The following is a 26,039-nucleotide window of genomic DNA, read 5'->3' as shown; positions in this document are numbered from 1 at the left end:
ATTCTAAAGAAATAAATGATAATTTAGACAAAAACATTTACCTTTCAATCGAATATGAACAGAGAGATTATAGATTATATTATTAAATATTTCAGTGAATTAATGACTGACCATGAAAAGTTAGCATTGAAATATCATATGTATACTTCCAAAAGTTCTGAAAACGCCAAATTGAGAAGGATAATGACAGAGCGTGGATGGATAAACTCAGATCCTGAGATCATGGATCTATTAAAAAAAGGATATGAAGATTTTGAACATAATACAGTAAATCACATCATGACAGAAACTCGTGAAAAAGTTTTTCTCAATAATTGTCCAAAATGTGATAAGCTGGCTCGTACTCCGTATGCCAAGCAGTGCAAATACTGTGGTTATAACTGGCATCATTTAACTGTTGCTCAATTTAAGCTCAACGATACTTTACAAATTGCAGGAAGAAAATTTTTCTTAACAGGACAAATTATAGAGGGTGAAATCAAAGAAGGACAACGGATAGATTTGAGAATACTGGGGTTTAATAAAAAAATCAAAATTGAGTCTATTGAATTTGCTCTTAAACGCCAGGATGGAAAAGCCTGGGAAGATATTGCTCTTGGAACAGGTGAATTAACAGAACAAGACAAAGAATACCTAAAAAGTTTACATCCTTTCAAAAAGACGCTTGATATCATTATAGAATAAAAACAGCTATACCCTCGGTACAACTGTTTTTATATAACAAATAATCTACTTATTTGAAATTCTTCACCTGCAACGCCCTTTGATAAAAAGACTGGCTGGCAATTTTCTCTTCCGCTTCATCAATAGCTGCCAGCAGATTATTTTTATTGTCTGAAATGTCCCCTAAAATTTGTGACATCAGTTCCCAGACTGGTTTCATTTTCTCAATGAGTTCCTTTCCTTTGGTAGTTAGTATAAACATTCTTTTTCGCTCGTCCTGTTTATCTTTTTTCCATTGGATCAATTCCTGTTTTTCGAGTTCTTTTAGCAACGTTATCGTTGATGGATGGGTATATCCTATTTCGTTGGCAATCTCTACTACACTTGCAATTTCCTTTTTATAAATCGTAAAGATGACCGGAAACCATTTCAGTTCAAAATCAATTCCGAATGCCTTATAGATCAGTGCTCCGTCTTTTCTTAACTGTTCACTAAGACGATGGAGTCTGGTGGATATGGCAAGAATTCCTGCTTCGTTGATGACATTCATATTCAGTCAATATTTAAATGGTAAAAAATATCATCAGCACTCATTAAGGGGAATTTTACAGGAAGCTTTCCTTTTTCAATCTTCATAAAATGATTCCTTTCGTAGAAACGCTGTGCTGCTTTCAGAACTGTTATCGTTCCCAAATACAGATCATCAATTCCGTTTTCACGGCAAAAAGAAATTAAAACCTCCAATAACTCCTGGGCAATATTCAGTTCTTTTCCTCTGAATTCTTTTTTAACAAACATTTTTCTGATCGCTCCTGCCCTGTCATCAAACTTAACCAATGCAATGGAACCTACCAGCTCATTCCCCACAAAAGCACCCCAAAAGTTACCTCCTGCTTCCGTGTAAAAGCTTTCAATCTGCAAAAGATCAGGTTGATCCTGAATCGTAATCGGAATATTAAACTCCTTCTGTTGAATAGTCAAAATCAGGTCAATAGCCTGTTCCGAATAAGAATTTCCTATAGGCTGTATCTGCAATTTCATAGTGATTGAATTTTAAAGTACAAAACTACGTAGTTGAATACATAAATACAAATTGATTTTACTTTTTAAAGAATTTTAACACAACTTAATTCTAAAACAGGAATTTCTATATTTGATGGCATTTATACAATTTTCTTTCATCAAAAATTAATAATCTAAAAATGAAAATAGAAAATCTAAAACCTTTTGAAGGGCAGCATTGCGAAACTACAACCACAGGAACTCTATTGCTGCAACTTGGAATTGAACTTTCCGAACCCATGCTTTTCGGACTGGGTGAAGGACTTGGTTTTATCTATTGGAATATGAAAACAATGGACTTTCCATTTATTGGTGGGCGGGTAAAGCCTGATGTACTGACAAAAAATTTAGCCCAAAATCTAAATCTTGAATTAACGGTTAAAGAGACTTCTTCACAATCAAAGGCCTGGGATCAGGTAAAAGAACTTATTGATAATAAGCAGGTAGTAGGATTGAAAATGGATTGCTACCATCTGGAATATTTTTCAAATCCTTTTCATTTTGCAGGACACTATGCTGCCATTTACGGTTATGATAGTGAAAATGCTTTTCTGGTGGATACCAGACAACAGGGAGGCCAGGTACAAACTTCTTTAAAAAGTCTGGCAATGGCACGTGCTGAAAAAGGACCTATGTCTTCTAAAAATCTATATTACACAATCCAAAAAAAAAATAAAAAATTCGATTTGGAAAAAGCAATATTGACAGCAATCAAAAATAACGCTGTGGAATATCTGAGTCCTCCCATTATGAATATATCTTACAAAGGGATCTTGAAAACAAGCAGTGAAATCATCAAATGGTTCAATACAAGTAAAAACATTGAAGGAGAATTTAAGCAAGCAGCCCTGTTAATGGAAAAAGCAGGAACAGGTGGTGCATTGTTCAGGAATTTATACCGTGATTTTTTGAAAGAAAGCTATGAATTGCTCCAGCTGGATCAGTTAAAAACAGGGTATGAAGGATTCACTGAAATTGCAGAACTCTGGACTACTGTATCTCGGCTATTTGAAAAGATAAGCCAAACAAAGGAAATGAAACATATTCAACAGGCTTCAGATATTCTCAAAACAATATCAGCTAAGGAGAAAAGAACCATGGAAGTCCTTTCTACCCTATAAAAGCCATTTACAGACTCTTAAAATTCACAATAAAAAAGCGTATGCCATTACTGGCATACGCTTTTGTTATATTATCGTACAAAATACGGTTATTTCCAGCCTCCGCCTAAAGCCTGATAAAGCTCTACAGCTGCTTTCATTTTACTGTATCTTGCATTGGAAATATTAAGTTCCGCATTCAATGAATTCACGCTTGCATTCAATACTTCAAGATAGTTTGCCATACCGTAGTTCACCAATTCCTGAGAATAGTCGACAGATTTTTTGTAGGCATCCAGTTCTTTTTGTTTTAATTCAATAAATGAATCCTGTACAGAAAAAACCCTGATGGCATCTGAAACTTCTTTACCGGCAGTAAGAACGGTCTTTCTGAAGTTCAGATAAGCCGTTTCCTGATTCGCAAGACTCACATCATAGTTGGTCTTGATCTGTCTTTTGTTCAAAATTGGCTGAGCCAGTCCTGCTACTACATTTGCAAATAATGAATTTACACTGAATAAGTGATCAATATCCACAGACTGAAGTCCTCCGCTGCCTGTCAATTTTAAAGTTGGATAAAACTGAGCTTTAGCAGCATTCGTCAGTTCAAAAGCATTCATCAAGCTGTATTCCGCTCTCATTACATCCGGACGGTTAGCCAGAAGCTGAGTGGGATATCCCAATTTTAAATCAATCGGAAGGTTCTGCCCTTCCAAGGTAGATCTTTCAATAGAATGAGAAGATTCTCCCATTAAAAGACTCATGGTATTCTCAAGAAGCTGGATCTGTGTATCAATATCAATCAGTAATGATTTGGCATTGAAAACAAGAGCCTCGCTCTGCTGTACCGCTACTTCAGTAACTGTTCCGGCAGTTTTTAAAGCCTTTGTAGCTTCTAAGTTTTTCTCTCTTACAGCAATGGTTTCTGTAATGATTCTCTTCTGTGCATCAAAAGTTAACAATTGATAGTAAGCAGAAGCGATGGAAGATACCAGACTGCTTTTAACAGCTTTATGGGCTGCAACAGTTCCTAAATATGTGGCGATCTGTGCTTTTTCCTGTGCTCTTAATTTCCCCCAGATATCTGCTTCCCATCCAATACTTGCCGTGATGTCAAACTGGTTTACATAACGTCTTTCTCCAATGATCTGCCCAAATTGGGTATTGATAGATTGAGTCTGGAAAGTATAGTTGGGTCCTATAGAAAGTGTCGGCTGATAGGCCGCTTTACTTTGTTTCAGATAAGCTTCTGCAGAATTGATACTTTGCAGTGCGATTCTGATATCAAGGTTGTTTTCCAACGCTTTAGAAATATGCCCCTGCAGTATCGGATCTGTAAATATCTCTTTCCATGAAATATTGGCGATACTGGTACTGTCTGAAGGAAGCATATCTGTACGAAATAATTTTTCGTCCACAACGTTCTTCGGTCTTTCATATTCTTTTCTTGCCATACATGATGAGATGGCTCCGAGTATGAAAACTGAAAAAGTGATTCCTTTTATGATGTTTAATAAACTCTTCATTATTTTTATTTAGAAGTTAGAGTTTAGAAGTTAGAAGTTAGTTTTTAGACTTATCTCTAATTTCTAACTTCTAATTTCTAAATCTTAATTTTATTCTGCTAAACTGATATCTTCTTTTTTGAGAGGCTTAATTTTTTCCTGCAGTGTTTCAAAAATCACATACAGAACCGGAATTACAAATAATCCCAAAACAGTTCCTATCAATAGTCCAATTGCCGCACCCGTAGCAATAGATCTGTTACCTACTGCCCCAATTCCACTTGCCAGAACCAACGGAAGTAAACCGAAGATAAAGGCGAAAGATGTCATTAGAATAGGTCTCACCCTGGCTTTCGCTGCATTGATGGCTGACATTACAATGGTTTCTCCATGATGTCTTCTCTGAACAGCAAATTCGACAATAAGGATCGCATTTTTCGCCAGTAATCCCACGAGCATGATCAGGGCAATCTGGAAGTAAATATTATTCTCCAATCCCATAATCTTCTGTCCGAAGTAAGCTCCCATTACCCCAAGAGGAAGAGAAATAATAACGATCAGCGGAAGGATATAACTTTCATACTGTGCAGAAAGGATAAAGTAAACGAAGATCAAACTTAGCCCGAAAATCAGAAGTGTTTGAGATCCTGAATTTAATTCTTCTCTGGTCAGCCCAGTAAATTCTACTGCATAGTTTTGATTCAGAGTTTCATCAGCCACCTGCTGTACTGCAGCAATCGCATCCCCGGAGCTGTATCCGTCAGAGTTTGCTCCTGTTACCTTCACTGAAGTAAACAGGTTATAACGGCTTACAGATTGTGGTCCGTAGGCTTTTGTCAGTGTTACAAACTGTGAAATCGGAGACATGATACCTGATCCTGTTCTGACATAGAGCTGGTTCAGATTTTCAATATTTTTTCTGTTCTCAGGAAGAGCCTGCACCATCACCCTGAATTGCTTTCCATACTTGGTAAAGTCGGCAGTATAAATACCACCAATATACCCCTGCATGGTAGCCAGAATGTCATTTACAGAAACCCCAAGCTGTTTGCTTAAAGGAACATTAATCTCCATCTGATACTGAGGATATTTAGTATTGAATGAAGTCTGTGCAAACTGAATTTCCGGTCTCTGCATCAGCTTACCGATGAATTCATTGGTTTTAGCATCCAGATCTGCATATTCTCCACCTGACTTGTCCAGCAATACCATTTCAAAACCTGCACTGTTACCAAATCCTGGTACACTTGGCGGTTGAAAGAATACAACTTTGGCATCAGGAACAGATCCTACAATTCCAAATAATTTTTTGGTAATATCTTCAGAAGTCTGTCCGTCTTTTTTTCTTTCTTCAAATGGTTTTAGTTTCACAAAGGCAAGACCGTTGTTACTTCCGTTTCCGGATAAGAATCCTCTTCCCGTGGAAATCGTTACATTCTGTACTCCCGGAACTTTCAATGCTTTAGCCTGAAGTGTTTTCAAAGCGTTATAAGTTCTTTCCATAGAAGCTCCCGGAGGAAGCTGAACATCTGTAAAGATAATCCCTCTGTCTTCTGTAGGTACAAACCCTTTCTTCATACTGCTGCTTGCCCAGAATAAGATACCCCCGGTAACAGCAAAAATAATCAGGGTTACCCATTTATGTCTTAAAAGAAACACAAATCCTCTTCCGTAACGTTCAGTAGTTGTTTTAAAAGCAATATTAAACTTATAGAAGAACTTCTGTAACAGATTTAAATTTTTATATTCTTGATGATGCTCTGCGTGAGGTTTTAGGAATAGTGAACATAAAACCGGACTCAGGGTTAATGCATTAATCGCAGAAATGATGATTGCTATAATCAGCGTAATACCAAACTGTTGGTAGAATACCCCTGTAGGCCCCGTAATGAACGTCACCGGAATAAATACTGCAGCCATTACCAAAGTAATAGAAATAATAGCTCCTGTAATCTCATCCATTGCTTCTACTGTAGCTTTTTTAGCATCTGAAATACCATGTTCCATCTTGGCATGAACGGCCTCGACGACGACGATGGCATCATCCACCACAATACCGATAGCCAGTACCAATGCAAAAAGGGTTAACAGGTTTAATGAATATCCGAAAAGATTCAGGAAGAAGAACGCCCCTACAATAGATACCGGAACCGCGATGGCCGGGATCAGCGTAGATCTGAAGTCCTGAAGGAAAATATATACTACAATAAATACCAAAATGAAGGCTTCAATCAGGGTGTGTACTACCTTTTCAATAGAAGCTTCCAGGAATTCGTTGGTATCAAAGTTGAAAGTATACTTTACACCCTTTGGAAAAGTTCCCTCTGCTGATTTCAGATATGCTTTGATATTTTTAATAATCTCCTGTGCGTTGGATCCCGGAGTCTGGAAGATCCCCATACTGATGGAAGGATTGTTTCCGTTCTCCCCGATTCCTGTATAAGACTGTCCTGCCAGTTCTACTTTTGCAACGTCTTTCAGCATCAGGTTTTGTCCGTTTGCAAGAGATTTGATGATGATATTATCGTACTGTTCTTTATCGTTGAATTTACCTACGTATTTGATGATATATTCAAAAGAACTACCGCTGTTCTGTCCAATAGAACCCGCAGCAGCTTCTCTACTCTGCTCATTGATGGCATTGGTAACATCCGTAGGAGTTACACTGTAGGCGGCCATTTTTGCAGGATCCAGCCAGATTCTCATTGAGTAATTTTTACCACCGAAAACGTTGGCATCCCCTACACCATTTACCCTTTTCAGGTTGGGAATAATATTAATATTCAAAAAGTTCTGAAGGTATACGTCATCAAGGTCTTTATTTTCAGAATAGAAAGACATATACATCAGGGCACTGGTCTGCTGTTTCTGGGTTACAACCCCTGAACGCGTTACTTCAGACGGCAGAAGAGGTGTCGCTCTGGCCACACGGTTCTGTACGTTTACCGCTGCAATATCCGGATCTATTCCTTGTTTGAAGAAAACCTGGATCTGAGCAGAACCGTCGTTCCCGGCACTGGAAGTGATATAATCCATACCTTCCACCCCGTTGATCTGTTCTTCCAGAGGTACTACTACACTTTTCATTACCGTCTCAGCATTGGCTCCTGTATAGTTTGCGGAAACACTTACCGTGGGCGGTGCAATATCCGGATACTGTGTAACGGGTAACGAGATCAGTCCCAGCACACCGAGAATCACAATCAAGATTGAGATTACGGTAGATAAAACCGGTCTGTTAATAAAGTTTTTTATCATTAGAATTTCGGTTTTATTGATTGAACAAGACTATCCATTTTAATGGGCTTCGGTTTCACTGCTGTTCCCGGTTTCAGACCTCCGATACCAGCTGCAACAACTGTTTCGCCTTTATTAATTCCTGATTTGATAAGCGCTAAATTGTCGATTCTGTCAATAACATTTACAACAACGTTTCTGGCAGTATCTCCTTTTTCTACTTTGTATACGTAAACAATACCCTGCTGCTCATAAGTAGCACTTTCAGGTACAACAAGAACATTATCATAACGCTGAGGGAATCTGATGGTTCCACTGTTACCATTACTTAATAATTTCTGAGCATTTGGGAAAGCAACTCTGAACTGAATGGTCCCAGTTGTAGGATCAATCTGACCGGTGATAGCCTCAATTTTCCCTTTTTCAGGATAAAGACTTCCATTGGCCAGCTGAAGCTCAACCATTGGTAAGTTTTTGATTTTCTCAGGCATAGAAGCTCCCGGAGATTTTTCAAGGAAATCAAAATATTCTTTTTCATTCATTGCAAAGTAAGCATAGATCTCAGACGTATCAGAAATCGTTGTCAGAGGTGTCTGATCAGACGGTCCTACCAAGCTTCCTACTTTTAACGGCAGTCTTCCGATTACCCCTGAAATAGGAGCACGAATGATAGAATATTCGATATTGGCTTCTACTCCTTTATAATTGGCTTGTGCCTGTCTTTTGGAAGCATTGGCCTGTTGTAACTGGGCTTGAGCCTGCGCCAGCTGAGCCTGTGCGGTCTGTAGCTGTACGTTGCTGATGATGTTTTTCTGAACCAAAGGTTTTAGTTTATTCACTTCAACCTGAGCAGCATTTACAGAAGCCTGAGCAGCAGCAACACTGGATTCAGCAGCACCGATTCCTGCTTTGGAAGCGGCCGCATTTTCGTTCAGAATATTGGTTTCCAGACGGAACAAAGGCTGTCCTTTTGTAACATATTGTCCTTCGTCTACCAATACCTGGGTAATATATCCCTGTATTTTTGCACGTACATCATTGTTTACCCTACCTTGGATAGTAGCCGGAAACGTCTGATAGCCCACTATATTTTTTGACTCCACGGAAACAACAGGATACGGCTTGGCACCATCCTGTTTTGGAGCTTCTTTTTTGCAGGCAGTCAGTGAAAGCGCTGCAATGGAAAGTATAACTAGCTTATTATTCATTTTATAGTTTATTAAGAGATTCCTGTATATTTTCTATGTTTTTGTTTAAGAGTGCTTTGTAAACTTCTATTCTTTCATTGTATCCATCGTCTTTACTTTTTTTAAAATTGTTTAAATCATCTAATAGTTTCAATTCGTCCTGCATTTTCTGGACAATTTTCTCGAATCGTATTTTTCTGTATTCATCATTGATGAAAAAATACCGCCTCCGCTCATCCATTTTGCTATGATCTACAATGAGCTGAGCATTTAACAATAGTGAAATGCTAGTAGAAACGGAGCTTTTGCTCGCGGAGAGCACTTCAACAAATTCGTCAAAAGTAATTCCTACTTTCTCATAGTCAAAAAGAAGGTAGGAATAGATTTTCGATGCTAAAGGGGGTAAGCTGAACACAATGCCATAAAATCTTACGGCATTCTGAAAAATTTTTTCATCAATTTCTATACTTTGGTGCATATATAAAAATTTGAACAAAAGTAAAAATTAGTTCAGAACCAAACGAACAAACCTGATAGAGTTTATAAATACAGGCCGGTTTAAAAATTCAATGAAAGATGATTTAACTTTTCGCTTAAATTATAATCTTCTCAAAAGCTTTCCTCATGCCGTCTCTCAAAAGAACCTCTCCGCAATAGGAATACCCCCTGCCTTCAAGGATTTTCAACATCGCAATATTATCATGGTTGGTATCTACTTTAATACTCTGAATGTCATGGGATTTGGTAAATTCTTCGATATGATCAAAAAATTTCTTCACCATTCCCTGCCCTGCAAATTTTTCATCCACAGCCACTCTGTGAACCACTACAAATTCACCATCACTCAGCCAAGCTCCTTCAATGGTACTGTAAGCAGGTTCGTCATTCAGAATCAGGGCGCCATATACTGCAATTTCTCCATCTACTGTCAAAACATGTCCGAAGCCTTTAGCAATATCACTTTCTACCGTCCCCAAATTAGGATATCCATTCTGCCATTGGGTACTTCCGTCTTGTCTTCTTCTTTCAATAGATTGCTGGATAATTTCCCAAATCCTGTTTCTGTCTTCAATTTGCGATTGTCTTAGTTTGATCTCTGGGTTCATGCTGTAATAAAGTTTGATTAAAAATAAAAGATTGAATGATCAATAATCTCTTATAGTTTGTAATTAATTAAAAAACCGAAAATTAATTAAGATTAATTTTCGGTTCGAAGTAGTAAAATTTAAAATTATGAAATTGTTTATTGATTTTCACTTTGTTGAAGGTAAGCATCAATAATTTCAAATGCTTTTTTTTCTTCTTCCAGATCTACCATTAGCTTCAGCGAAGTTGCTGTTGGTGTTGTGGTAAACGTAAGATAGTTATTTTCAACAGTGTTTGTAATTTGCGCGTCATCTAATTTAGACTTAACCAACTGAATTTCTGAAGGATTATCACTTTCATAAACTGATACTCTCGTACTTCTTTCCATATTCTAATTGTTTGAGTATCTAAATATACGATGTTTTTTTTAAAATTACAAATCCCGGGTTTTAAATTTTATTAATATTGCTTTCAATTTTGTCCAGAGCAAGTTGAATTTCTTCCTTTGTCACATTCAAATGAGGTCTGAAACGAAGAGACTGATCTCCACATGGAAGAATGATTAATCCATCATTGAAAAGCTCATTCATCAGGTGATTTCTCTGTTCTGCAGATGGCAGATCAACAGCACACATTAAGCCTCTTCCTCTTGCATTTGAAATTTTTTCAGGATATTTTTCAGCAAGGGCTTTCAAGCTTTCCAATAAGAAGTCGCCAACCACTCTTGCATTTTCAACCAGGTTTTCTTTTTCGATTACTTCCATTACCAGCTGGAAACGAAGCATATCAATAAAGTTTCCTCCGAATGTAGAATTGATTCTTGAGCTTTCTTTGAAAACGTTATTCGGAACTTCATCAAACTTTTCTTTATTGGCTAAAACACCACAAACCTGTGCTTTTTTACCGAAAGAAATGATGTCCGGTTTTGCTGTAAAGTGCTGGAATGCCCACATTTTTCCTGTAATGGCAATACCTGTCTGAACTTCATCAAAAATAAGTAAGATTTCGTTGTCATCACAGATTCTTCTTAATCCCAACAGGAATTCGTCTCTGAAATGATTGTCACCTCCTTCTGCCTGAATAGGTTCTATGATGATACAAGCCACTTTATCAGGGTGCATCAGAATAGCTTCTTCAATCTGAAGTAAAGCAAGATTTTCATTTTTGATTGTTTCTTCAAGGTTTTCTTCTGTAATCGGGAACTTTAATTTAGGATTTAAAATTCTCGGCCAGTTGAACATCGGGAAATATTGGTACTTTCTTGGGTCAGAAGTATTGGTTAAACTTAAGGTATAACCGCTTCTTCCATGGAAAGCCTGTTTGAAGTGGATACAGATTCCTGCTTCAGTATCTAGTCCTTTAGCAAAGTTTTTGCGGGTTTTCCAGTCGAAGCATGCTTTCATAGCATTTTCAACGCCCAGAGTTCCGCCTTCGATAAAGAAAGCATATTGTAATTCTTCAGGAATAACCACTCTTTCAAATACTTCAAGGAAATGAGCATATTCTTCCGAGTAAACGTCAGCCAAAGTAGGTTTGTTCACAGCCATTCTTCCCAACCATTCTGATCTCTCTACAAGATAAGGGTGATTGTAACCAACGGATGCTGATGCAAACATAGAGAACATATCCAGGTATTCTTTGTCTGTAAGTTTATCATAAAGCCATGAACCGTGTGATTTTTCAATATCCATCACAAAATCGAAACCGTCTGCCAACACGTGTCTTCCTACTGTTTCTTTTACTTTATTTGCTTTTATATCTAATGTTTGTTCCATAATAAATTTGTAGTGTGATTTAATAAGTGAATGATTAAATGGTCCAAAGAATGAAACATTTAATCATTCAGGTTATTAAGTTTTATGTTTTTTTGCGCTTTAAGCAAAGCTTTTATAAATCGAATTTAATTCCTTGTGCTAAAGGAAGTTGTGCGGTGTAATTTATAGTATTAGTTTGTCTTCTCATATAGTATTTCCAAGCGTCTGATCCAGACTCTCTTCCTCCTCCGGTTTCTTTTTCGCCACCGAAAGCACCACCAATTTCAGCTCCAGAAGTTCCAATATTTACATTGGCAATACCACAGTCTGAACCTGCATGAGAAAGGAATAATTCTGCTTCTCTTAAGTTCTGGGTCATAATCGCAGAAGATAGTCCTTGTGGAACATCATTCTGAATAGCAATCGCTTCTTCCAGTGTTTTGTATTTGATAAGATATAAGATTGGTGCAAATGTTTCATGCTGAACGATCTCATAAGAGTTTTTCACTTCAGCAACGCAAGGCTTCACATAGCATCCGGATTCGTACTCTTTTCCAGTTAAAACTCCGCCCTCAACAACAAATTTACCACCTTCTTTTTTACATTTCTTAATGGCCTCTTCATATTGATTTACAGCATCAGTATCAATCAAAGGACCTACATGGTTATTTTCATCCAATGGATTTCCGATTTTCAGCTGCCCGTAAGCTTTTGTCAATCTTGTTTTCACTTCATTGTATACGCTTTCGTGGATAATCAGTCTTCTTGTTGAAGTACATCTCTGTCCTGCAGTTCCTACAGCCCCAAAAACAGCTCCAATGATAGACATATCAATATCAGCTTCTTTTGTAATGATAATTGCGTTGTTTCCACCTAATTCAAGGATAGATTTCCCGAATCTTTCTGCCACTTTAGAAGAAACCATTCTTCCTACTCTTGTAGATCCTGTGAAAGAAACAAGGGCTACTCTTTTATCATCTACTAATTTCTGTCCGATTTCGTGGTCTGATACCAATACACTTGAAACACCTTCAGGAAGGTTATTTTCCTTTATAACCTCCATCATGATATTCTGACACGCAATAGCACAAAGCGGTGTTTTTTCAGATGGCTTCCAGATGGTAACGTTACCACAGATCCAAGCCAATGCTGTATTCCAAGACCATACAGCTACCGGGAAATTGAATGCAGTAATAATTCCTACTACTCCCAGCGGATGATACTGTTCGTACATTCTGTGTCCAGGTCTTTCAGAGTGCATCGTGTACCCCTGAAGCTGTCTTGAAAGTCCTACAGCGAAGTCACAGATGTCAATCATCTCCTGAACTTCTCCAAGTCCTTCCTGTAATGATTTACCCATCTCGTAAGAAACAAGTTTACCAAGATCTTCTTTATATTCTCTTAATTTTAAGCCCAGCTGTCTTACGATCTCTCCTCTTTTGGGAGCCGGGATCAGCCTGAATTCCTGAAACGCTCTTTGAGCAGTTTCAATTACTTTGTCATAATCACTTTCTCCGGAAGTTTTTACTTTAGCGATCAACTTTCCGTCTACAGGAGAAATGCTTTCTATCACCTTTCCTGAAGCGAAATATTTTCCGCCCACTGAAGTCCCTTTGTTCTCTTCTTTAATACCAAGGTTTTTGAGTGTTTTTTCGATTCCGAAATCCTTTACTTTTTTTGACATAAAATCTTACTTTTCGTTCTCTCTAAAGATAAAAATATTATGTGAACCTCAAAACTTTAATTTTTAATGTGTTTTTTATTTGGACTAATTATAAACATGCTTATCTTTGCAGGGTAATCATTTTGATAATCACCAAATGGAAAATTCACAAGAAAATAACTCAAAGCTTAAGAAGTGGTTCAAGCGTGTGGGATGGGCAGGACTTGCTTTCTTTACCATTAAAGGCTTAATTTGGCTCGTCATATTCTACGTTGGAGCAGATAGTCTTCAAAGTTGTATAAAATAAAAAGCAGAGAAAATTTCTCTGCTTTCTTTTTGGTATAAGGTTAATTGAATTATTATTTATTTATTGAAAAGCTAAAAAAAGAATCCTTTTTTTTATTTTCTGTAATTTAAAAAAGAGAAGAAGTACTATTTTTTTAAAGCTTTATTCCCTGAAAATAGCATTTAAACTCCTCGAATCATCTTTTTAAATTACTCTTTCTTCTTCCTCCCTGCATTAACCAGACTTTCATGCAGCAGATATTCAATCTGCCCGTTCACACTTCTGAATTCATCACCCGCCCACTTTTCAAGGAGTTTGTAAGTAGACTCGTCTATCCTTATCACAAAAGACTTTTTGCTTTTATTTTCTGAAGAGTTCTGAGCTTTTTCCGATTTCATTTTATAAAATTCTCTAACATTATTTCTGACTATTCCAACGTAGAAAAGATCTACAGTAGAATCTACTTGTTAATTTTTCACTTCTTAATTATAAAGTGTTCCCGCATTTAATATCGGAGTCGCAGCTTTTTCACCACAAAGAACTACCATTAAATTGCTTACCATTGCCGCCTTCCTTTCGTCATCAAGCTCAACAATATTGTCTTCTGAAAGCTTTTTCAAGGCAAGATCTACCATTCCGACAGCACCTTCTACGATTTTTGTTCTTGCAGCAACGATTGCTGTTGCCTGTTGTCTCTGAAGCATTGCCCCCGCGATTTCGGATGCATAAGCCAAGTGTGAAATTCTTGCTTCCTGAATAACAATTCCCGCTTTTGAAAGTCGGTCTGTTAATTCCTGTTCTAAAATTGAATTAATTTTGTCACCACCTTCTCTTAAAGTAATCGGAGCATGATCATCTTCCAGATTGTCATAAGGAAAACTCATGGCCAAATGGCGTACTGCTGCTTCACTCTGCATTTTTACAAAGTCCGAGTAACGTTCTACATCAAAAGCGGCTTTGTAAGTATCTCCCACTTTCCATACGATGACAACCGCAATTTCAATAGGGTTTCCCATTTTATCATTCACTTTCAAAGTCTGTCCTTGTAAATTCTCGGAACGCAAAGACATTTTCTGTGATGAATACAAAGGATTGATAAAGAATAATCCGTTCTCTTTTACACTCCCTACATATTTTCCAAAAAAGTTTAACACTCTTGAGTGATTAGGCTGAATGATCATTAATCCTTTCAGAAAAAAGCAGGAAGTAAGGAAGCAAATCATCGACAAAACTACGAAAGTAATACTTTGATCTACCCCACTCACGAAGAAATAAACAGCGGCTACAAACAAAATGAGACAAATCACTAATGTCAAATAACCGGACATAGGTTTTAAGGTTTTTTCCATGATTGAATTTTAATTTGATATTATTTTGATATCATAAAGATGACGATAATTTTTGAATTATGAATTATAAATGATGAGTTTTTTGAATGCAAGTTTCGAGATTGGGAATTCGGAATACAGATTTCAGATTGGCGATGCTGGATAAGGAAAATGAACATTTAGGTTATTCTTTATCTCGAACAGCACAAAAAAATCCCGGAAAGTGAATTCCGGGATTTTAATTTATATATTCAAAAGCCTATTTCTTCGTTAAGGTTTTAAACTTGAAATAAGAAACAGCTGATAAAAGAATCATTGTCCCTATTCCGATGTATACCCAAGCCGGAACCGGAACCGGATCTCCTGCTGCATAAGAGTGAAGTCCGCTTAAGTAATAGTTTACCCCAAAATAAGTCATTACCATTGAGCAGAACGCAAACATTGTTGCTATGTGAAATGCCCATCTGCTTCTCAATCCTGGTACTAATCTCATGTGTAATACAAATGCATATACCATGATGGAAATGAAGGCCCATGTTTCTTTCGGGTCCCAGCTCCAGTATCTTCCCCATGATTCGTTTGCCCAGATTCCTCCTAAGAAGTTTCCTACCGTTAATGCAAACAATCCAATAGTTAATGACATTTCAGAAACGATTACCAATTCTTTCAATGTAGTATCATGGTGAATTTTATACGTTTCTTTATTGGATATAATATAGAATACCAATGAGATTACAGCGATGATCATCGATAGGGCAAAGAACCCGTAACTGGATGTAATAATGGCTACGTGAACAATTAACCAATAAGACTTCAGTACCGGAACCAGCGGTGTGATCTGCGGATCAAGGGCAGAACCTCCGTGCGCAAATCCCATCATAATAACAGCCACCATAAATCCGGCTGCAGGAATCAATGCATTGGAGTTTCTATATAATAATAAACCTGCTGTAATACCTACCCAGGAGATGAAGATAATTGCTTCATTTCATATCCGTTACTCCATGGTGCGTGTCCTGAGATATACCATCTTGCAACAAGGCCTAAGAAATGGCATAGATATCCTACTAAACCAACTGCAATGATTACTTTAATAACTTTATTTAAAACTTTGTTGGGTTTAAACAGCTCAACAAATCCTAAGATTAAAAGAAACCCTCCAATAAGAGTATAGAAAATTAATAGCTTAAAGTTAATATCTGCTTTATTCATGAAAACCTCAAGATCAACTTTAGATTTTGCAGGAACTACTGCTTTACCCCCATTTCTGCTGGTATTCTGAAAGCTTCGCCAATTCTTTATCTGCCTTGCTCCAATCACCGGTTTTCTGCGCGGTAAGGGCTTCTGCAAAATAAGGTCCCATTACCTGCTGAGATTCCATGTCCGGCTCAAATTTCTGATCTAACCATGAATGCCACGTGTGGTTGGCATCATTTTTCACAGGAACAATTCTCATAAACTGACCACTGAAGAACTCATTGAAGATCTGTACTCTTTCGTTTACAGCAATTACTTCTTTATCATAGTTCGTTTGTTCAGCTGGTTTTTTACGGAATGCAGTGTTGTAATCATGTTCTAAAATGTAGGTTAAATTACCATTGGCATCTGCCGGGAAAAGGTTCATCAGTGAAGTATAGCCATCTTCATCTGCCTTTGTTTTATTTTTCAGTTCATCACCTCCTTTCGTTCCTACTTTGATCATAGGAACCATAGTCCAGCTTGGGGTATCTGTATTGATTGAAAGGAACCATTGGTTGGCAGTCAGATACTTTCCGTCAGTTCCTTTGAATTTATCTTTTTTGTATAGTTTTCTTAAAACATCCAATGCTTCAGTATTGATAGGAACAATTCTTCCTTCAAAACTTTGCACCAAAAGGTATCCGAATTTTTCTGCATGCTCTTCACTGATTTTGTTTCTCGCAATGATTTCATCCGGAGAGATAGATCTCATTTTTCCCATCGGTGTAGCCAGAGAATTCTGCTTTGGAGCAGCGCCATCAAGCGGCTGGGCAGATGGAGCCGGAGCGTGAGAATGATTGTCTCCTTCCACATGAATGTGTTCTCTGCTTCCGTCCGTAGTTCCGTGAGTTTCAATTTTCTGTGCATTTAAACCTAAGCTCAAGAACACTAAAAGCATTGTTGCTGCTCTTGTTTTCTTTTTGTTTGCATCTGTCAGCATTTTATTTAATTTCCAGAAATGAGTTCCTTTCCAGAAGAAGATCACAAACATTCCGAAGAATAAAAGTCCATATCCGATATAAGAAATCAAAGTTCCCCAGTAATCGTGGTTTACAGAAAGAACTGTTCCCATTCTGTCCGGATCAAAGCTTGACTGGAAGAAACGGTATCCTTTATGGTTAAGAACGTGGTTCATATAGATTTTATAAGGAGTTTCTTTACCTTCGTCAATGATTTTCACATGACTTTCATAAGCACTTGGAGATGAACTTCCCGGATAAGTTTCCATAACGAAATCATCCAGCTTCAATGCAAAAGGTGTATTGTATACTTTAGGTCCGAACCCTACCATGATATTTAAACCATCCATAGTAACCTGTTTGTAGGCATTAGGATTTCCTTTTTCAACAGAAAGATCTACCAACTGTTTTGTTTTTGGCCCCTGAAGCTCAACCTGAAGCATATCCGGCACATTAGCATCTTTCTTTCTGTCACCTTCAATGGCCATCAGTCTTCCCTTTTTAAGACCTTCTGGAACTACAAGCTTCAGTTCGTTGATTGTATATAAGCTTCTCAATGCCAAAGGCTGGAATTCATCTTTCACGGTACTTCCGGTTGCCTGAGTAGCCATCGTCATATAACTTGCATCTACAGGTGTTTTGATGAATAATTTCCCTCCCTCATTTTTGAATTCAACCGCTCCTTCAATAGCTCTGTTGAATGTCACTAAAGTCCCGTTGATTGATTTCGTCTCACCCGGTTTAATATAAATATTTTGTCTTCCAGTGTTTCCCGTAGATACCAAATGAAGATACTCTGCACCGTTTGGCTCAGCTACAAGGCTGTCTTTTTTTCTTTGAATGTATTCCTTGGCAAAGACTTTCACTTCTTTTCCGTGGAAGTCATAGGTTGCTTTGAAATCTTTATTCAATGGGGACATCAGATAAGGAACATCCTGATAATTAAGAACATCACCTTTTTCTTCGATCTGGATTTTAAAGAAATTTTTATCCGTTACGATTTCGTTTGAAGTTTCACCTTCTCTGATGTGCATAGTTCCTTCAAAACTGATGTATCTTGTGATGGCACCACCAATAAAAATAAAAATAAAAGCAAGGTGGAAAACAAGAACCGGCCATTTCTCCCTTTTCCATAGTCTGTATCTTCCAATATTTCCTATGAAATTAAGAATGAGCAGGACCATGATCAGTTCGAACCACTTAGCCTCATAAATTAATGCTTTTGCTGTGGGAGTTCCGTAGTCGTTTTCTAAGAACGTTGCATAGGCCATCGCGAATGCATAAACCAGCAGCAATACAGCCATTGTCCTGGTTGAGATAAGAATATCTTGGAGCTTCTTCATGATTTATTGTACTTGACATGCAAAAATAAGAATGATAAACCATAAAGAGCTTAAAAAAAGCTGTTTTTTGTCACTTTGGCCTCTGTTTTGCTTATTTTGAAACATTCTTAATAAGCCTGAAGACTTTAGGAAAAATTCAATTCTTAAAACCGAAAAAATACAGATTCATAATACCTATATCCGTGATTGAAGGCTTCTATTTTTAATCTCAAGACATGTACCCGGAAAACTTTCAAAAACAATCCATATTCTGAATTATTCCGAAACCATTTTTTAATTATTTTTCAAAGATTTTCTTCCTGATTTTACTTAAAAATTCATGAGTAATTCCCAAATAAGAAGCCACCTGCTGCTGGGTAATTTTCTGTTCCAATCCGGGGTACTTTTCAAGAAATTCAAGATAGCGCTTATCTGCCGTTTTCCCCGTTAAAGAAAGTATCCTTCTCTGCAATGCTACTGAAGATTTCTGGTTCATTATCCTGAAAAGTTTTTCTATCTGAGGCATGGTCTCATACAAATATTCTTTGTCTTTTTTGGAAATCATCAATACTTCACTGTCTTCAAGGGCTTCAATATTCAGAATGCTCGGTACATTATTGATAAGACTGTCAATATCTGTGATCCACCATCCTTCTACCGCGAAATACAGGGTTTGTTCAAATCCGTTTTCGTTCAGGTAATAAATTTTAAAACAGCCATTCAGAACAAATCCTTCAAAAGCACAATAATCTCCTTCTTTGAGAACAACTTCCTTCTTTTTAAACTTTCGGCATTCAAAAGGTTTTATAAACTGATTGAAATCTTCTTTGGAAAGATTTACATATTTGCTGATGTTTTTATATAGCAGATCGGACATTATGTTATTTAAGCAAAATAAAGGTATCAAATTATTGACACCTTTACAAAACTAAGTTATGTTAAGTTATTTTCTGTTTAAAAAATCATTGGTATTAACTACACGGGCATAAAGATTCCCAAGAGCGGAAATTCCCGCTAAAAAAGATCTTTGAACTTCCGCAGCATTTACCACTTCCCCATTCAGTTCACGATTTCTGGTAGCTGTAGCATCTCCAATTATTGTATTATTAAATCCAAAATCAAAAGCCGCTCTGGTAGTTGCCTCTACACAAACATCCGTCATCATTCCTGTAATCACCAGATTTTTGATTTTCTTTGACTGGAGATAGTTCATGAGATCCGTTTCTCTGAAGCTGTTGGGAAAATGCTTGGTAATTATTTTCTCATCCTCTCCCGGCAAAACCAACTGATTAATCTTAGCTCCATCTGTATCCGGAAGAAAAAAAGTAGCCCCTTCATTCGTTGAGATATGTTTGACATGAATGACAGGAAGATTGCTGCTCCTGAAATATTCTAAAATTCTCCTGGTGTTTTCTCCAGCCTGCTCAGCTTTCTCCAATGTCATTTTTCCTCCCGGGAAATAATCATTTTGTACGTCGATAATTAATAATGCTGTGTTTTCCATTTTTTGTTTTTGTGCATTCATTGTAATCAGTGAAATAAATATCAGACCTAAGGTCAGAATTGTTTTGAATTTATTTTCCATGTGTGAAATTTCTGAGACAAAATTATAATTGTTACCAATCCTGACCTTTGAACTAGTTCAAAAAATGCACCTGACCTTCAATAATATCAATCATAATTTTTAATATTATTATTTTTTTCATTTCTCTAAATTTAAATCAGAAATTGTATTATCTTTTTTAAAGAAAAACAAATATGATTAGTTAATATAATTTAACAGCATCAGATTTGCATAAACAAAAAAAATAGCCCTATTTTTATTTTATAATTGCGAACAATATTTTTTAATCAAATTTTAAATAATCGTTGTAAAAAGTGGGATTTCCAAAATGTTTTTTGGAGAAAAAAGATTCTTTTAGTGTTGAAAAAACATTAAATTTGCGACATTGATATTATGGATAAAAAGACACAAAAAAAACAGACTGAATCGCCTGAAACAGGCAAAATTTTATCTAAGCCACGTATTTTTTCCGGGCTTACTTTTATACTTTTATCGGCTGTTCTTGCATTCTCATTCATTTCTTATTTAATGAACTGGAAAGCAGATCAAAGCCAGGCAGGAACGATGCTGGACAAGACTATAAAATCTTCAAATATCTTTGGCAAGGCTGGTGACTGGCTGGGAAATATCTTCATTTTCGAAAGTATTGGTATTGCTTCATTCATCATTGCATTTTTATTTCTTGTAGTTGGCACTCTAATCCTTAAGAAGAAAATCTTCAAACCATGGAAAACCTTCGGGCACTCTTTGTTTTTTATCTGCTGGCTTCCAATTTTTATGGGAGCACTTACTAAAGGACAAGGTGTTTTAGGAGGCGTATATGGATATCAGATTATGGATTACCTTAATTCTATTATTGGAGCGGTAGGTCTGTGGACTGTGTTGGTGGCAAGTATTCTTTTGTATTTTATTCTAGAATTTAATCTTCGTCCAAGTTCTATCAAAGCAAAATTGGATAAGATCAATGAAAATACTATTGGAAAAGTAAAATCGATGATTCCGGACTCTAACGATGATTTCGAGGCAGATGAGGAATTGAAAGAAGAAACTGAAGAAGCGGCAGCATCCCGCGTTACGGTAAGTGATATTACCAACGGTACTTCCAATAATTCAATCAATACAATGAGAGAACCAGAACCTGTAAGCATTCCGAAAGGATTTCCAGAAGTTCCGGTTTCCACTGATATAGAGACCATTGCTACTCCTAACCACACTTCTTTTGAAGCAGAGCCAAGAGAGGCTGCTCAACCAGTAAGTTTAAATCTTTCTACAAAACCCATTGTCCCGGTTTCTACTCCGGAAGAAGCATTTGATATCAGACCATCTGCTCCGTCTTCTGTTGTAAATACTGCACCTGCACAGGAAAACATTAAATTCAATGTAGAAGTAGCTCCTGTAATTGACATTCTGGATGATTCTGAGAAGCAGTCACAGGAACTTGTAGAAAAACACGGTTTATATGATCACAAGCTTGATCTGGCTAAATTTCAAATGCCACCTGTAGAATTACTGAAAGATTATGGCAGTGAAGAAATTTCCATCAATAAAGAAGAATTAGAAGAAAATAAAAATAAGATCGTTGGCCTTCTGAAAAACTTCAATGTAGGAATCGCAGAAATCAAGGCGACAATTGGTCCTACCGTTACCTTATATGAAATTGTACCGGAAGCAGGAATCCGAGTAGCCGCAATTAAAAAACTGCAGGATGATATCGCATTGAACCTTTCCGCTTTAGGAATCAGGATTATTGCTCCAATGCCCGGAAAAGGAACAATTGGTATTGAAGTACCAAGAAAAAACCCTACGATGGTTTCTATGCGTTCTGTAATTGCTTCTCAGAAATTCCAGAATACAGACATGGATCTTCCCGTGGTTTTCGGAAAAACGATCTCTAATGAAATTTTCATGGCCGATCTTTCAAAGATGCCTCACTTATTGATGGCCGGAGCAACAGGTCAGGGTAAATCTGTAGGGATTAATGCCATTCTTACTTCCCTTCTTTATAAAAAACACCCAAGCGAGCTGAAATTCGTGATGGTAGACCCTAAGAAAGTTGAACTTTCATTGTATTCAAAAATTGAAAGACATTATCTGGCAAAACTGCCGGATGCAGAGGAAGCAATCATTACAGACACCAATAAAGTAATCAATACCCTGAACTCTCTGTGTATTGAGATGGATACCCGATATGACCTTCTTAAAAATGCTTTCTGTAAAAACTTAAAGGAATACAATAAGAAATTTGCAGAAAGAAAATTAAATCCTGAGAACGGCCACCGTTTCTTACCTTATATTGTATTGGTAGTAGACGAGTTTGCAGATTTGATCATGACAGCAGGAAAAGAGGTTGAACTACCTATTGCCAGACTGGCACAGCTTGCAAGAGCCGTAGGTATTCACCTTATCGTAGCAACACAGAGACCATCTGTAAACGTAATTACAGGTATGATCAAAGCCAACTTCCCTGCGAGAGCAGCCTTCAGGGTAATCTCCAGTGTAGACTCCAGAACCATTCTTGATTCTCCGGGAGCAGATCAGCTGATTGGTAAGGGAGATATGCTTTATTTCAACGGAAATGAGATTCTGAGACTTCAGTGTGCATTCGTAGATACTCCGGAAGTGGAAAGACTTGCAGAATTTATTGGTGAGCAGAAAGGATATGCTTCAGCATTCTTACTTCCTGAATATGTTTCTGAAGATTCTACAAGCTCAGTAGGTACTTTTGATCCGAACGAAAAAGATGCTCTTTTTGAAGATGCAGCAAGAATTATTGTTTCTACTCAGCAAGGATCTACATCAATGCTTCAGAGACAATTGAAGCTGGGTTACAACAGAGCTGGAAGAATAATGGATCAGCTGGAAGCCAGCGGTATTGTTGGAGGCTTTAACGGAGCTAAAGCAAGAGAGGTCCTGATCAGTGATCTGCATTCTTTGGAACAGTTTTTGGAAGATCTGCGTAGTTAAGGGAAAAATCGAATAATTTAACCTTTCAAAATTTAAAATGTCTAAAGATTATTAAATAAAAAAATGAAAAATATTATTTCAAAAGTTATATTAGGAAGTTTTGTTGTAGGTGCAGTAGGTATGGCCAATGCTCAGAAGATTGATGCTAAGGCTAAAAAGATATTGGATGATATTACAGCCAACTATAATTCTAAAAAGAATTCTTACTTCAAATTTTCTTTTGGAAGCGGTCTTAACGGGCAGGTTACGAAAACCGAACCAGGTATTTATTACGCTGCAGGAGAGAAATACAAACTGAAGATCATGGACACGGAACAGATCTTCGACGGAAACAAGATCTACAATATCAATGCGGATGATATGGAAGTTACAATTGCTAAGCCTAACGGAAGCGGTACCATGTTCTCCCCTATCAATTACCTTACGACTTACAGAAACGATTATAATGTAACATATAATGGTAAGAAGATGGTCAATGGTGTGAATGCTGATTTTATTAAACTGACACCGGTAAAAGCAAATGGAATACAGTTCGTATATCTTTTTGTAGATTCTGCTAAAAAGCAAATGGTAAAACTGGAACAACACGGAAACAATAAAGATGTGGCAGTAATTGCGATTAAAGAATACAAAGAAAATCAGCAACTGGACCCTAATATGTTTGTTTTTGACAAGAATAAGTTTAAAAATTACGTAATTACAGAGCTTTAAAAAGCTGAAAGTGAATTGGCAAATAAGCAAATTTGCTTTTTAAGTTAAAAAAATAACAAAATATAAAAAGCCACAAGTAAACTTTGTGGCTTTTTGATTAATTTTGGCGCATGTTAAAAATACTAGACCGATATATCATAAAAACCTTCTTTGGACCGTTTTTCTTTATATTCAGCGTATTGTTTTTTATTTTTATTGTAAACATTATCTGGGTTCAGTTAGGACAGTTTATGGGAAAAGGATTAAGCTACTGGCAAATCCTCAAACTTCTTTTTTATCTTGGGGTAAACGTCATCAGTATGGTGCTGCCGCTTACCATTCTCCTTGCGAGCATTATGTCGTTCGGAGAATTTGGAGAACGGTATGAGCTTGCAGCAATGAAAGCGGCAGGTATTCCTTTGACTAGGGTTATGACTCCCTTGTTTGGAATTTCAACTGCACTTGCCATTATGCTGTTTTTCTTCTCCAATAATATTATCCCGGATTTTCAGAAAAAAGCCAAAAACATGCTTTTCAATATTGCCCAGACAAAACCGGCAATCAACTTTACTCCAGGCCAGTTTATTGATCAGATTCCCGGGTATATGGTAAAGTTTGATAAAATATACGGGGAAAACGGAGAAAATATTGAAGGGGTTTTTGTCCATAAAAAAGCCAATGCTTACGAAAATCAACAATCTGTTGTAGCAGAAAAAGGGAAGTTTGTTCCGGCAGCTAATAAGAATTTCCTGAAACTTGTATTGTATAACGGATATGTCTTTGAAGATGCCTTTGCCGGAAAAGGAGATAATGTAAGACAGAAACAACCCGATCAGGCCATTAAATTTGACACATTGGTTTCACACTTTGACATCAGTGAAATCATTAATAAAGCAATCGAAAAAGAGCAGATCACGGATGACTACCGTTTTCAGACCTATAATCAGCTTGACGGTACGATTAACAAGAACAAAAAAGATAATAAGCAGTTCTTTGATAATATCGGTTCCGAGGTTCTTAACCAGACCAATTCCGTTGTAACTTATATGGATAAGGGCAACAAGCATAAAGTAGCTCCAAAAACACAGATCAAACTGGATACGATAAAAGGAGAGAAAAAACTGGAAATTATTTATAACTCTTACAACAGGCTGGATAATTTGAAATCTACACTGGAGTCTAAAAAGAATGAATACAGTTCTAATGTAAAATATTTCAGCAAGGTTGTCATTTATCAGCAGAGGATTGTAGCTTATTCGGTAACCTGTATTATCTTCTTCCTGATTGGAGCAAGTTTAGGTTCTATTATCAGAAAAGGAGGAATGGGACTTCCTGTAATCATTGCAATTGTGATTTTCATTATCTTTTATGTAATGAATGTCGGGGTAGAAAACATGTCCTGGAGCGGGAAAATGAATCCTTATCTTGCAGCGTGGCTTCCTAACCTAATCCTTCTTCCTTTTGGAGTATGGATGACGTATAAAGCCCTTACGGATTCACAATTATTTGATGCTGAAAAATACAAAGCATTATTCAAACCTATTACCAAAAGGTTTACCAAAAGTAAAGAACATCAGAGATACCAATAATTCTGATACAGAAATAAAATGAAAGCTTCGGAGGAATTCCGGAGCTTTTTTATTACATGATAATATAAAAGAAATCTTACCTTAAAATTTTTGTATTTTTATCAAATACCAAATCATTATTATGAGAGCCTTACTTCTGACAGCGAGTCTGCTTCTTATTTTTTCCTGTAAAAATGAAAAAGACCAAACTCCCCATAAAGAATCTATTTCAAAAGATAGTTTAGTTATGAAAAAGGATTCAGTGAAGACCAGTACTTCAGAAGATCCCATTGATCAGATTAAAAAAGAATATGCTGCTCTTCAGACCCAACTGGAGGCTAAAAAGCTAGGTCAATCAAAGTTTATTTATGATTGTAATGATGAACCTTCAGGTGAAGTTACTTTTCATTCAGATAAAAATGAGATCAAAGTGATAGAGCATTTTTACGCAGAGCACAGCCATTTCTCCGGATCTGAAAAATATTTTATAAAAGATGGAAAGCCTTTCTTTATATTCAGACAGGAAACTGTATGGAATTTTGACGGCGGTACTCCGGAAAAACCTGTTACTAAAGATGATATTACAGAAACCCGTATTTATCTTCAGAATGGCAAACCCCTGAAGTGCCTTGAAAAGAAATACAGCATAAAATCTGATCAAAAAGAAAAAACAGCGGATAATATTCCAAGTAAAGAAGTACAGTGCAATATTGATAAATTGCTTACAACGTTTCAATCTCTGTTACAGCATAAAGATCAGAAAGGACAAATCAAATGTCTGTAAAAATAAAAGAGGTCTCCATTGGAAACCTCTTTTTATATTTTTAAAACTGAAGAATACGCTTCATGATTTCAGTTTTTT

General features: G+C 36.8%; 20 protein-coding genes and 1 pseudogene. 6 read left to right on the top strand and 15 right to left on the bottom strand.

From position 1 onward, the window contains the following. The first annotated feature begins 54 nt into the window (after window positions 1-54). Window positions 55-684 carry a hypothetical protein gene (locus KIK00_RS03305; RefSeq protein WP_255815130.1) on the top strand — a complete coding sequence of 210 codons (630 nt, stop codon included), beginning with the start codon at window positions 55-57 and terminating at the stop codon, window positions 682-684. Window positions 685-733: 49 nt separating this feature from the next. Here the strand turns inward: KIK00_RS03305 and KIK00_RS03300 are convergent, their stop codons facing one another. Together KIK00_RS03300 and KIK00_RS03295 are read right to left on the bottom strand one after the other, a co-directional pair. Beyond that, window positions 734-1,213, bottom strand: a complete 480-nt coding sequence (locus KIK00_RS03300; protein ID WP_255815129.1) for a MarR family winged helix-turn-helix transcriptional regulator — start codon at window positions 1,211-1,213, stop codon at window positions 734-736. Between the two features lie 2 nt (window positions 1,214-1,215). Then, the gene (locus KIK00_RS03295; RefSeq protein WP_255815128.1) at window positions 1,216-1,704 is read right to left on the bottom strand and encodes a GNAT family N-acetyltransferase; all 489 of its coding nucleotides are present in this window, start codon (window positions 1,702-1,704) and stop codon (window positions 1,216-1,218) included. Window positions 1,705-1,865: 161 nt separating this feature from the next. Here KIK00_RS03295 and KIK00_RS03290 point away from each other — a divergent pair, with 161 nt between their 5' ends. Then, on the top strand, window positions 1,866-2,846 hold the full coding sequence (locus KIK00_RS03290) for a BtrH N-terminal domain-containing protein (protein WP_255815127.1): 981 nt from the start codon (window positions 1,866-1,868) through the stop codon (window positions 2,844-2,846). An 89-nt stretch (window positions 2,847-2,935) separates the two neighbouring features. Here the strand turns inward: KIK00_RS03290 and KIK00_RS03285 are convergent, their stop codons facing one another. The 13 genes and pseudogenes from KIK00_RS03285 to KIK00_RS03225 all read right to left on the bottom strand — a co-directional run bounded on the left by KIK00_RS03285 (window position 2,936) and on the right by KIK00_RS03225 (window position 19,976). Further along, the gene (locus KIK00_RS03285) at window positions 2,936-4,351 is read right to left on the bottom strand and encodes an efflux transporter outer membrane subunit (protein ID WP_255815126.1); all 1,416 of its coding nucleotides are present in this window, start codon (window positions 4,349-4,351) and stop codon (window positions 2,936-2,938) included. A gap of 90 nt (window positions 4,352-4,441) precedes the next feature. Continuing rightward, entirely contained in the window at window positions 4,442-7,588 is a 3,147-nt protein-coding gene (locus KIK00_RS03280; protein ID WP_255815125.1) for an efflux RND transporter permease subunit, read from the bottom strand. Next, on the bottom strand, window positions 7,588-8,775 hold the full coding sequence (locus KIK00_RS03275) for an efflux RND transporter periplasmic adaptor subunit (RefSeq protein ID WP_255815124.1): 1,188 nt from the start codon (window positions 8,773-8,775) through the stop codon (window positions 7,588-7,590). Before KIK00_RS03275 ends, KIK00_RS03280 begins: the two co-directional genes overlap by 1 nt. 1 nt (window position 8,776) lies before the next feature. After that, window positions 8,777-9,232: a transcriptional regulator gene (locus KIK00_RS03270; RefSeq protein ID WP_255815123.1), complete on the bottom strand. Its 456-nt coding sequence runs from the start codon at window positions 9,230-9,232 to the stop codon at window positions 8,777-8,779. Between the two features lie 115 nt (window positions 9,233-9,347). After that, entirely contained in the window at window positions 9,348-9,860 is a 513-nt protein-coding gene (locus KIK00_RS03265; RefSeq protein ID WP_047375086.1) for a GNAT family N-acetyltransferase, read from the bottom strand. A 137-nt stretch (window positions 9,861-9,997) separates the two neighbouring features. After that, the gene (locus KIK00_RS03260) at window positions 9,998-10,228 is read right to left on the bottom strand and encodes a DUF2007 domain-containing protein (RefSeq protein WP_255815122.1); all 231 of its coding nucleotides are present in this window, start codon (window positions 10,226-10,228) and stop codon (window positions 9,998-10,000) included. 61 nt (window positions 10,229-10,289) lie between these two features. Beyond that, the gene (gene lat / locus KIK00_RS03255; protein ID WP_255815121.1) at window positions 10,290-11,615 is read right to left on the bottom strand and encodes an L-lysine 6-transaminase; all 1,326 of its coding nucleotides are present in this window, start codon (window positions 11,613-11,615) and stop codon (window positions 10,290-10,292) included. A 112-nt stretch (window positions 11,616-11,727) separates the two neighbouring features. Continuing rightward, window positions 11,728-13,278 carry an aldehyde dehydrogenase family protein gene (locus tag KIK00_RS03250; protein ID WP_255815120.1) on the bottom strand — a complete coding sequence of 517 codons (1,551 nt, stop codon included), beginning with the start codon at window positions 13,276-13,278 and terminating at the stop codon, window positions 11,728-11,730. Between the two features lie 474 nt (window positions 13,279-13,752). Next, window positions 13,753-13,941 carry a hypothetical protein gene (locus KIK00_RS03245; protein WP_047375099.1) on the bottom strand — a complete coding sequence of 63 codons (189 nt, stop codon included), beginning with the start codon at window positions 13,939-13,941 and terminating at the stop codon, window positions 13,753-13,755. 84 nt (window positions 13,942-14,025) lie between these two features. After that, window positions 14,026-14,892 (bottom strand): SPFH domain-containing protein, encoded by an 867-nt coding sequence (locus tag KIK00_RS03240; RefSeq protein ID WP_255815119.1) that lies wholly within the window; start codon window positions 14,890-14,892, stop codon window positions 14,026-14,028. 238 nt (window positions 14,893-15,130) lie between these two features. Next, a pseudogene (gene ccsA / locus KIK00_RS03235) lies at window positions 15,131-18,412 on the bottom strand (cytochrome c biogenesis protein CcsA). A gap of 277 nt (window positions 18,413-18,689) precedes the next feature. Next, window positions 18,690-19,268, bottom strand: coding sequence for a Crp/Fnr family transcriptional regulator (locus KIK00_RS03230; RefSeq protein ID WP_255815118.1), 579 nt, complete (start codon window positions 19,266-19,268; stop codon window positions 18,690-18,692). A gap of 66 nt (window positions 19,269-19,334) precedes the next feature. Beyond that, window positions 19,335-19,976: a cysteine hydrolase family protein gene (locus KIK00_RS03225; RefSeq protein ID WP_255815117.1), complete on the bottom strand. Its 642-nt coding sequence runs from the start codon at window positions 19,974-19,976 to the stop codon at window positions 19,335-19,337. 372 nt (window positions 19,977-20,348) lie between these two features. Between KIK00_RS03225 and KIK00_RS03220 the strand changes: the two genes are divergently transcribed. The 4 genes from KIK00_RS03220 (at window position 20,349) to KIK00_RS03205 (ending at window position 25,961) form a co-directional block, all read left to right on the top strand. Further along, window positions 20,349-22,919, top strand: a complete 2,571-nt coding sequence (locus KIK00_RS03220) for a DNA translocase FtsK (RefSeq protein WP_255815116.1) — start codon at window positions 20,349-20,351, stop codon at window positions 22,917-22,919. A gap of 63 nt (window positions 22,920-22,982) precedes the next feature. Next, window positions 22,983-23,630 carry an outer membrane lipoprotein carrier protein LolA gene (locus KIK00_RS03215; protein ID WP_255815115.1) on the top strand — a complete coding sequence of 216 codons (648 nt, stop codon included), beginning with the start codon at window positions 22,983-22,985 and terminating at the stop codon, window positions 23,628-23,630. A 110-nt stretch (window positions 23,631-23,740) separates the two neighbouring features. After that, entirely contained in the window at window positions 23,741-25,198 is a 1,458-nt protein-coding gene (locus tag KIK00_RS03210) for an LptF/LptG family permease (RefSeq protein WP_255815114.1), read from the top strand. Window positions 25,199-25,319: 121 nt separating this feature from the next. Further along, window positions 25,320-25,961, top strand: a complete 642-nt coding sequence (locus KIK00_RS03205; protein WP_255815113.1) for a hypothetical protein — start codon at window positions 25,320-25,322, stop codon at window positions 25,959-25,961. Window positions 25,962-26,039: the final 78 nt, after the last annotated feature.

The sequence above is a fragment of the Chryseobacterium sp. MA9 genome (assembly GCF_024399315.1).
In the GTDB taxonomy this organism is placed as follows: domain Bacteria; phylum Bacteroidota; class Bacteroidia; order Flavobacteriales; family Weeksellaceae; genus Chryseobacterium.
The sequence above is the reverse complement of the archived record's forward strand: the minus strand, read 5'-3'. Positions and strand labels throughout refer to the sequence as shown.

What these genes read in the sequence shown, in the direction of transcription:
- KIK00_RS03305 (WP_255815130.1), top strand. Translation starts at nt 55, where the DNA reads ATGAACAGAGAGATTATAGATTATATTATTAAATATTTCAGTGAATTA.
- KIK00_RS03300 (WP_255815129.1), bottom strand. Translation starts at nt 1,213, where the DNA reads ATGAATGTCATCAACGAAGCAGGAATTCTTGCCATATCCACCAGACTC.
- KIK00_RS03295 (WP_255815128.1), bottom strand. Translation starts at nt 1,704, where the DNA reads ATGAAATTGCAGATACAGCCTATAGGAAATTCTTATTCGGAACAGGCT.
- KIK00_RS03290 (WP_255815127.1), top strand. Translation starts at nt 1,866, where the DNA reads ATGAAAATAGAAAATCTAAAACCTTTTGAAGGGCAGCATTGCGAAACT.
- KIK00_RS03285 (WP_255815126.1), bottom strand. Translation starts at nt 4,351, where the DNA reads ATGAAGAGTTTATTAAACATCATAAAAGGAATCACTTTTTCAGTTTTC.
- KIK00_RS03280 (WP_255815125.1), bottom strand. Translation starts at nt 7,588, where the DNA reads ATGATAAAAAACTTTATTAACAGACCGGTTTTATCTACCGTAATCTCA.
- KIK00_RS03275 (WP_255815124.1), bottom strand. Translation starts at nt 8,775, where the DNA reads ATGAATAATAAGCTAGTTATACTTTCCATTGCAGCGCTTTCACTGACT.
- KIK00_RS03270 (WP_255815123.1), bottom strand. Translation starts at nt 9,232, where the DNA reads ATGCACCAAAGTATAGAAATTGATGAAAAAATTTTTCAGAATGCCGTA.
- KIK00_RS03265 (WP_047375086.1), bottom strand. Translation starts at nt 9,860, where the DNA reads ATGAACCCAGAGATCAAACTAAGACAATCGCAAATTGAAGACAGAAAC.
- KIK00_RS03260 (WP_255815122.1), bottom strand. Translation starts at nt 10,228, where the DNA reads ATGGAAAGAAGTACGAGAGTATCAGTTTATGAAAGTGATAATCCTTCA.
- lat (WP_255815121.1), bottom strand. Translation starts at nt 11,615, where the DNA reads ATGGAACAAACATTAGATATAAAAGCAAATAAAGTAAAAGAAACAGTA.
- KIK00_RS03250 (WP_255815120.1), bottom strand. Translation starts at nt 13,278, where the DNA reads ATGTCAAAAAAAGTAAAGGATTTCGGAATCGAAAAAACACTCAAAAAC.
- KIK00_RS03245 (WP_047375099.1), bottom strand. Translation starts at nt 13,941, where the DNA reads ATGAAATCGGAAAAAGCTCAGAACTCTTCAGAAAATAAAAGCAAAAAG.
- KIK00_RS03240 (WP_255815119.1), bottom strand. Translation starts at nt 14,892, where the DNA reads ATGGAAAAAACCTTAAAACCTATGTCCGGTTATTTGACATTAGTGATT.
- KIK00_RS03230 (WP_255815118.1), bottom strand. Translation starts at nt 19,268, where the DNA reads ATGTCCGATCTGCTATATAAAAACATCAGCAAATATGTAAATCTTTCC.
- KIK00_RS03225 (WP_255815117.1), bottom strand. Translation starts at nt 19,976, where the DNA reads ATGGAAAATAAATTCAAAACAATTCTGACCTTAGGTCTGATATTTATT.
- KIK00_RS03220 (WP_255815116.1), top strand. Translation starts at nt 20,349, where the DNA reads ATGGATAAAAAGACACAAAAAAAACAGACTGAATCGCCTGAAACAGGC.
- KIK00_RS03215 (WP_255815115.1), top strand. Translation starts at nt 22,983, where the DNA reads ATGAAAAATATTATTTCAAAAGTTATATTAGGAAGTTTTGTTGTAGGT.
- KIK00_RS03210 (WP_255815114.1), top strand. Translation starts at nt 23,741, where the DNA reads ATGTTAAAAATACTAGACCGATATATCATAAAAACCTTCTTTGGACCG.
- KIK00_RS03205 (WP_255815113.1), top strand. Translation starts at nt 25,320, where the DNA reads ATGAGAGCCTTACTTCTGACAGCGAGTCTGCTTCTTATTTTTTCCTGT.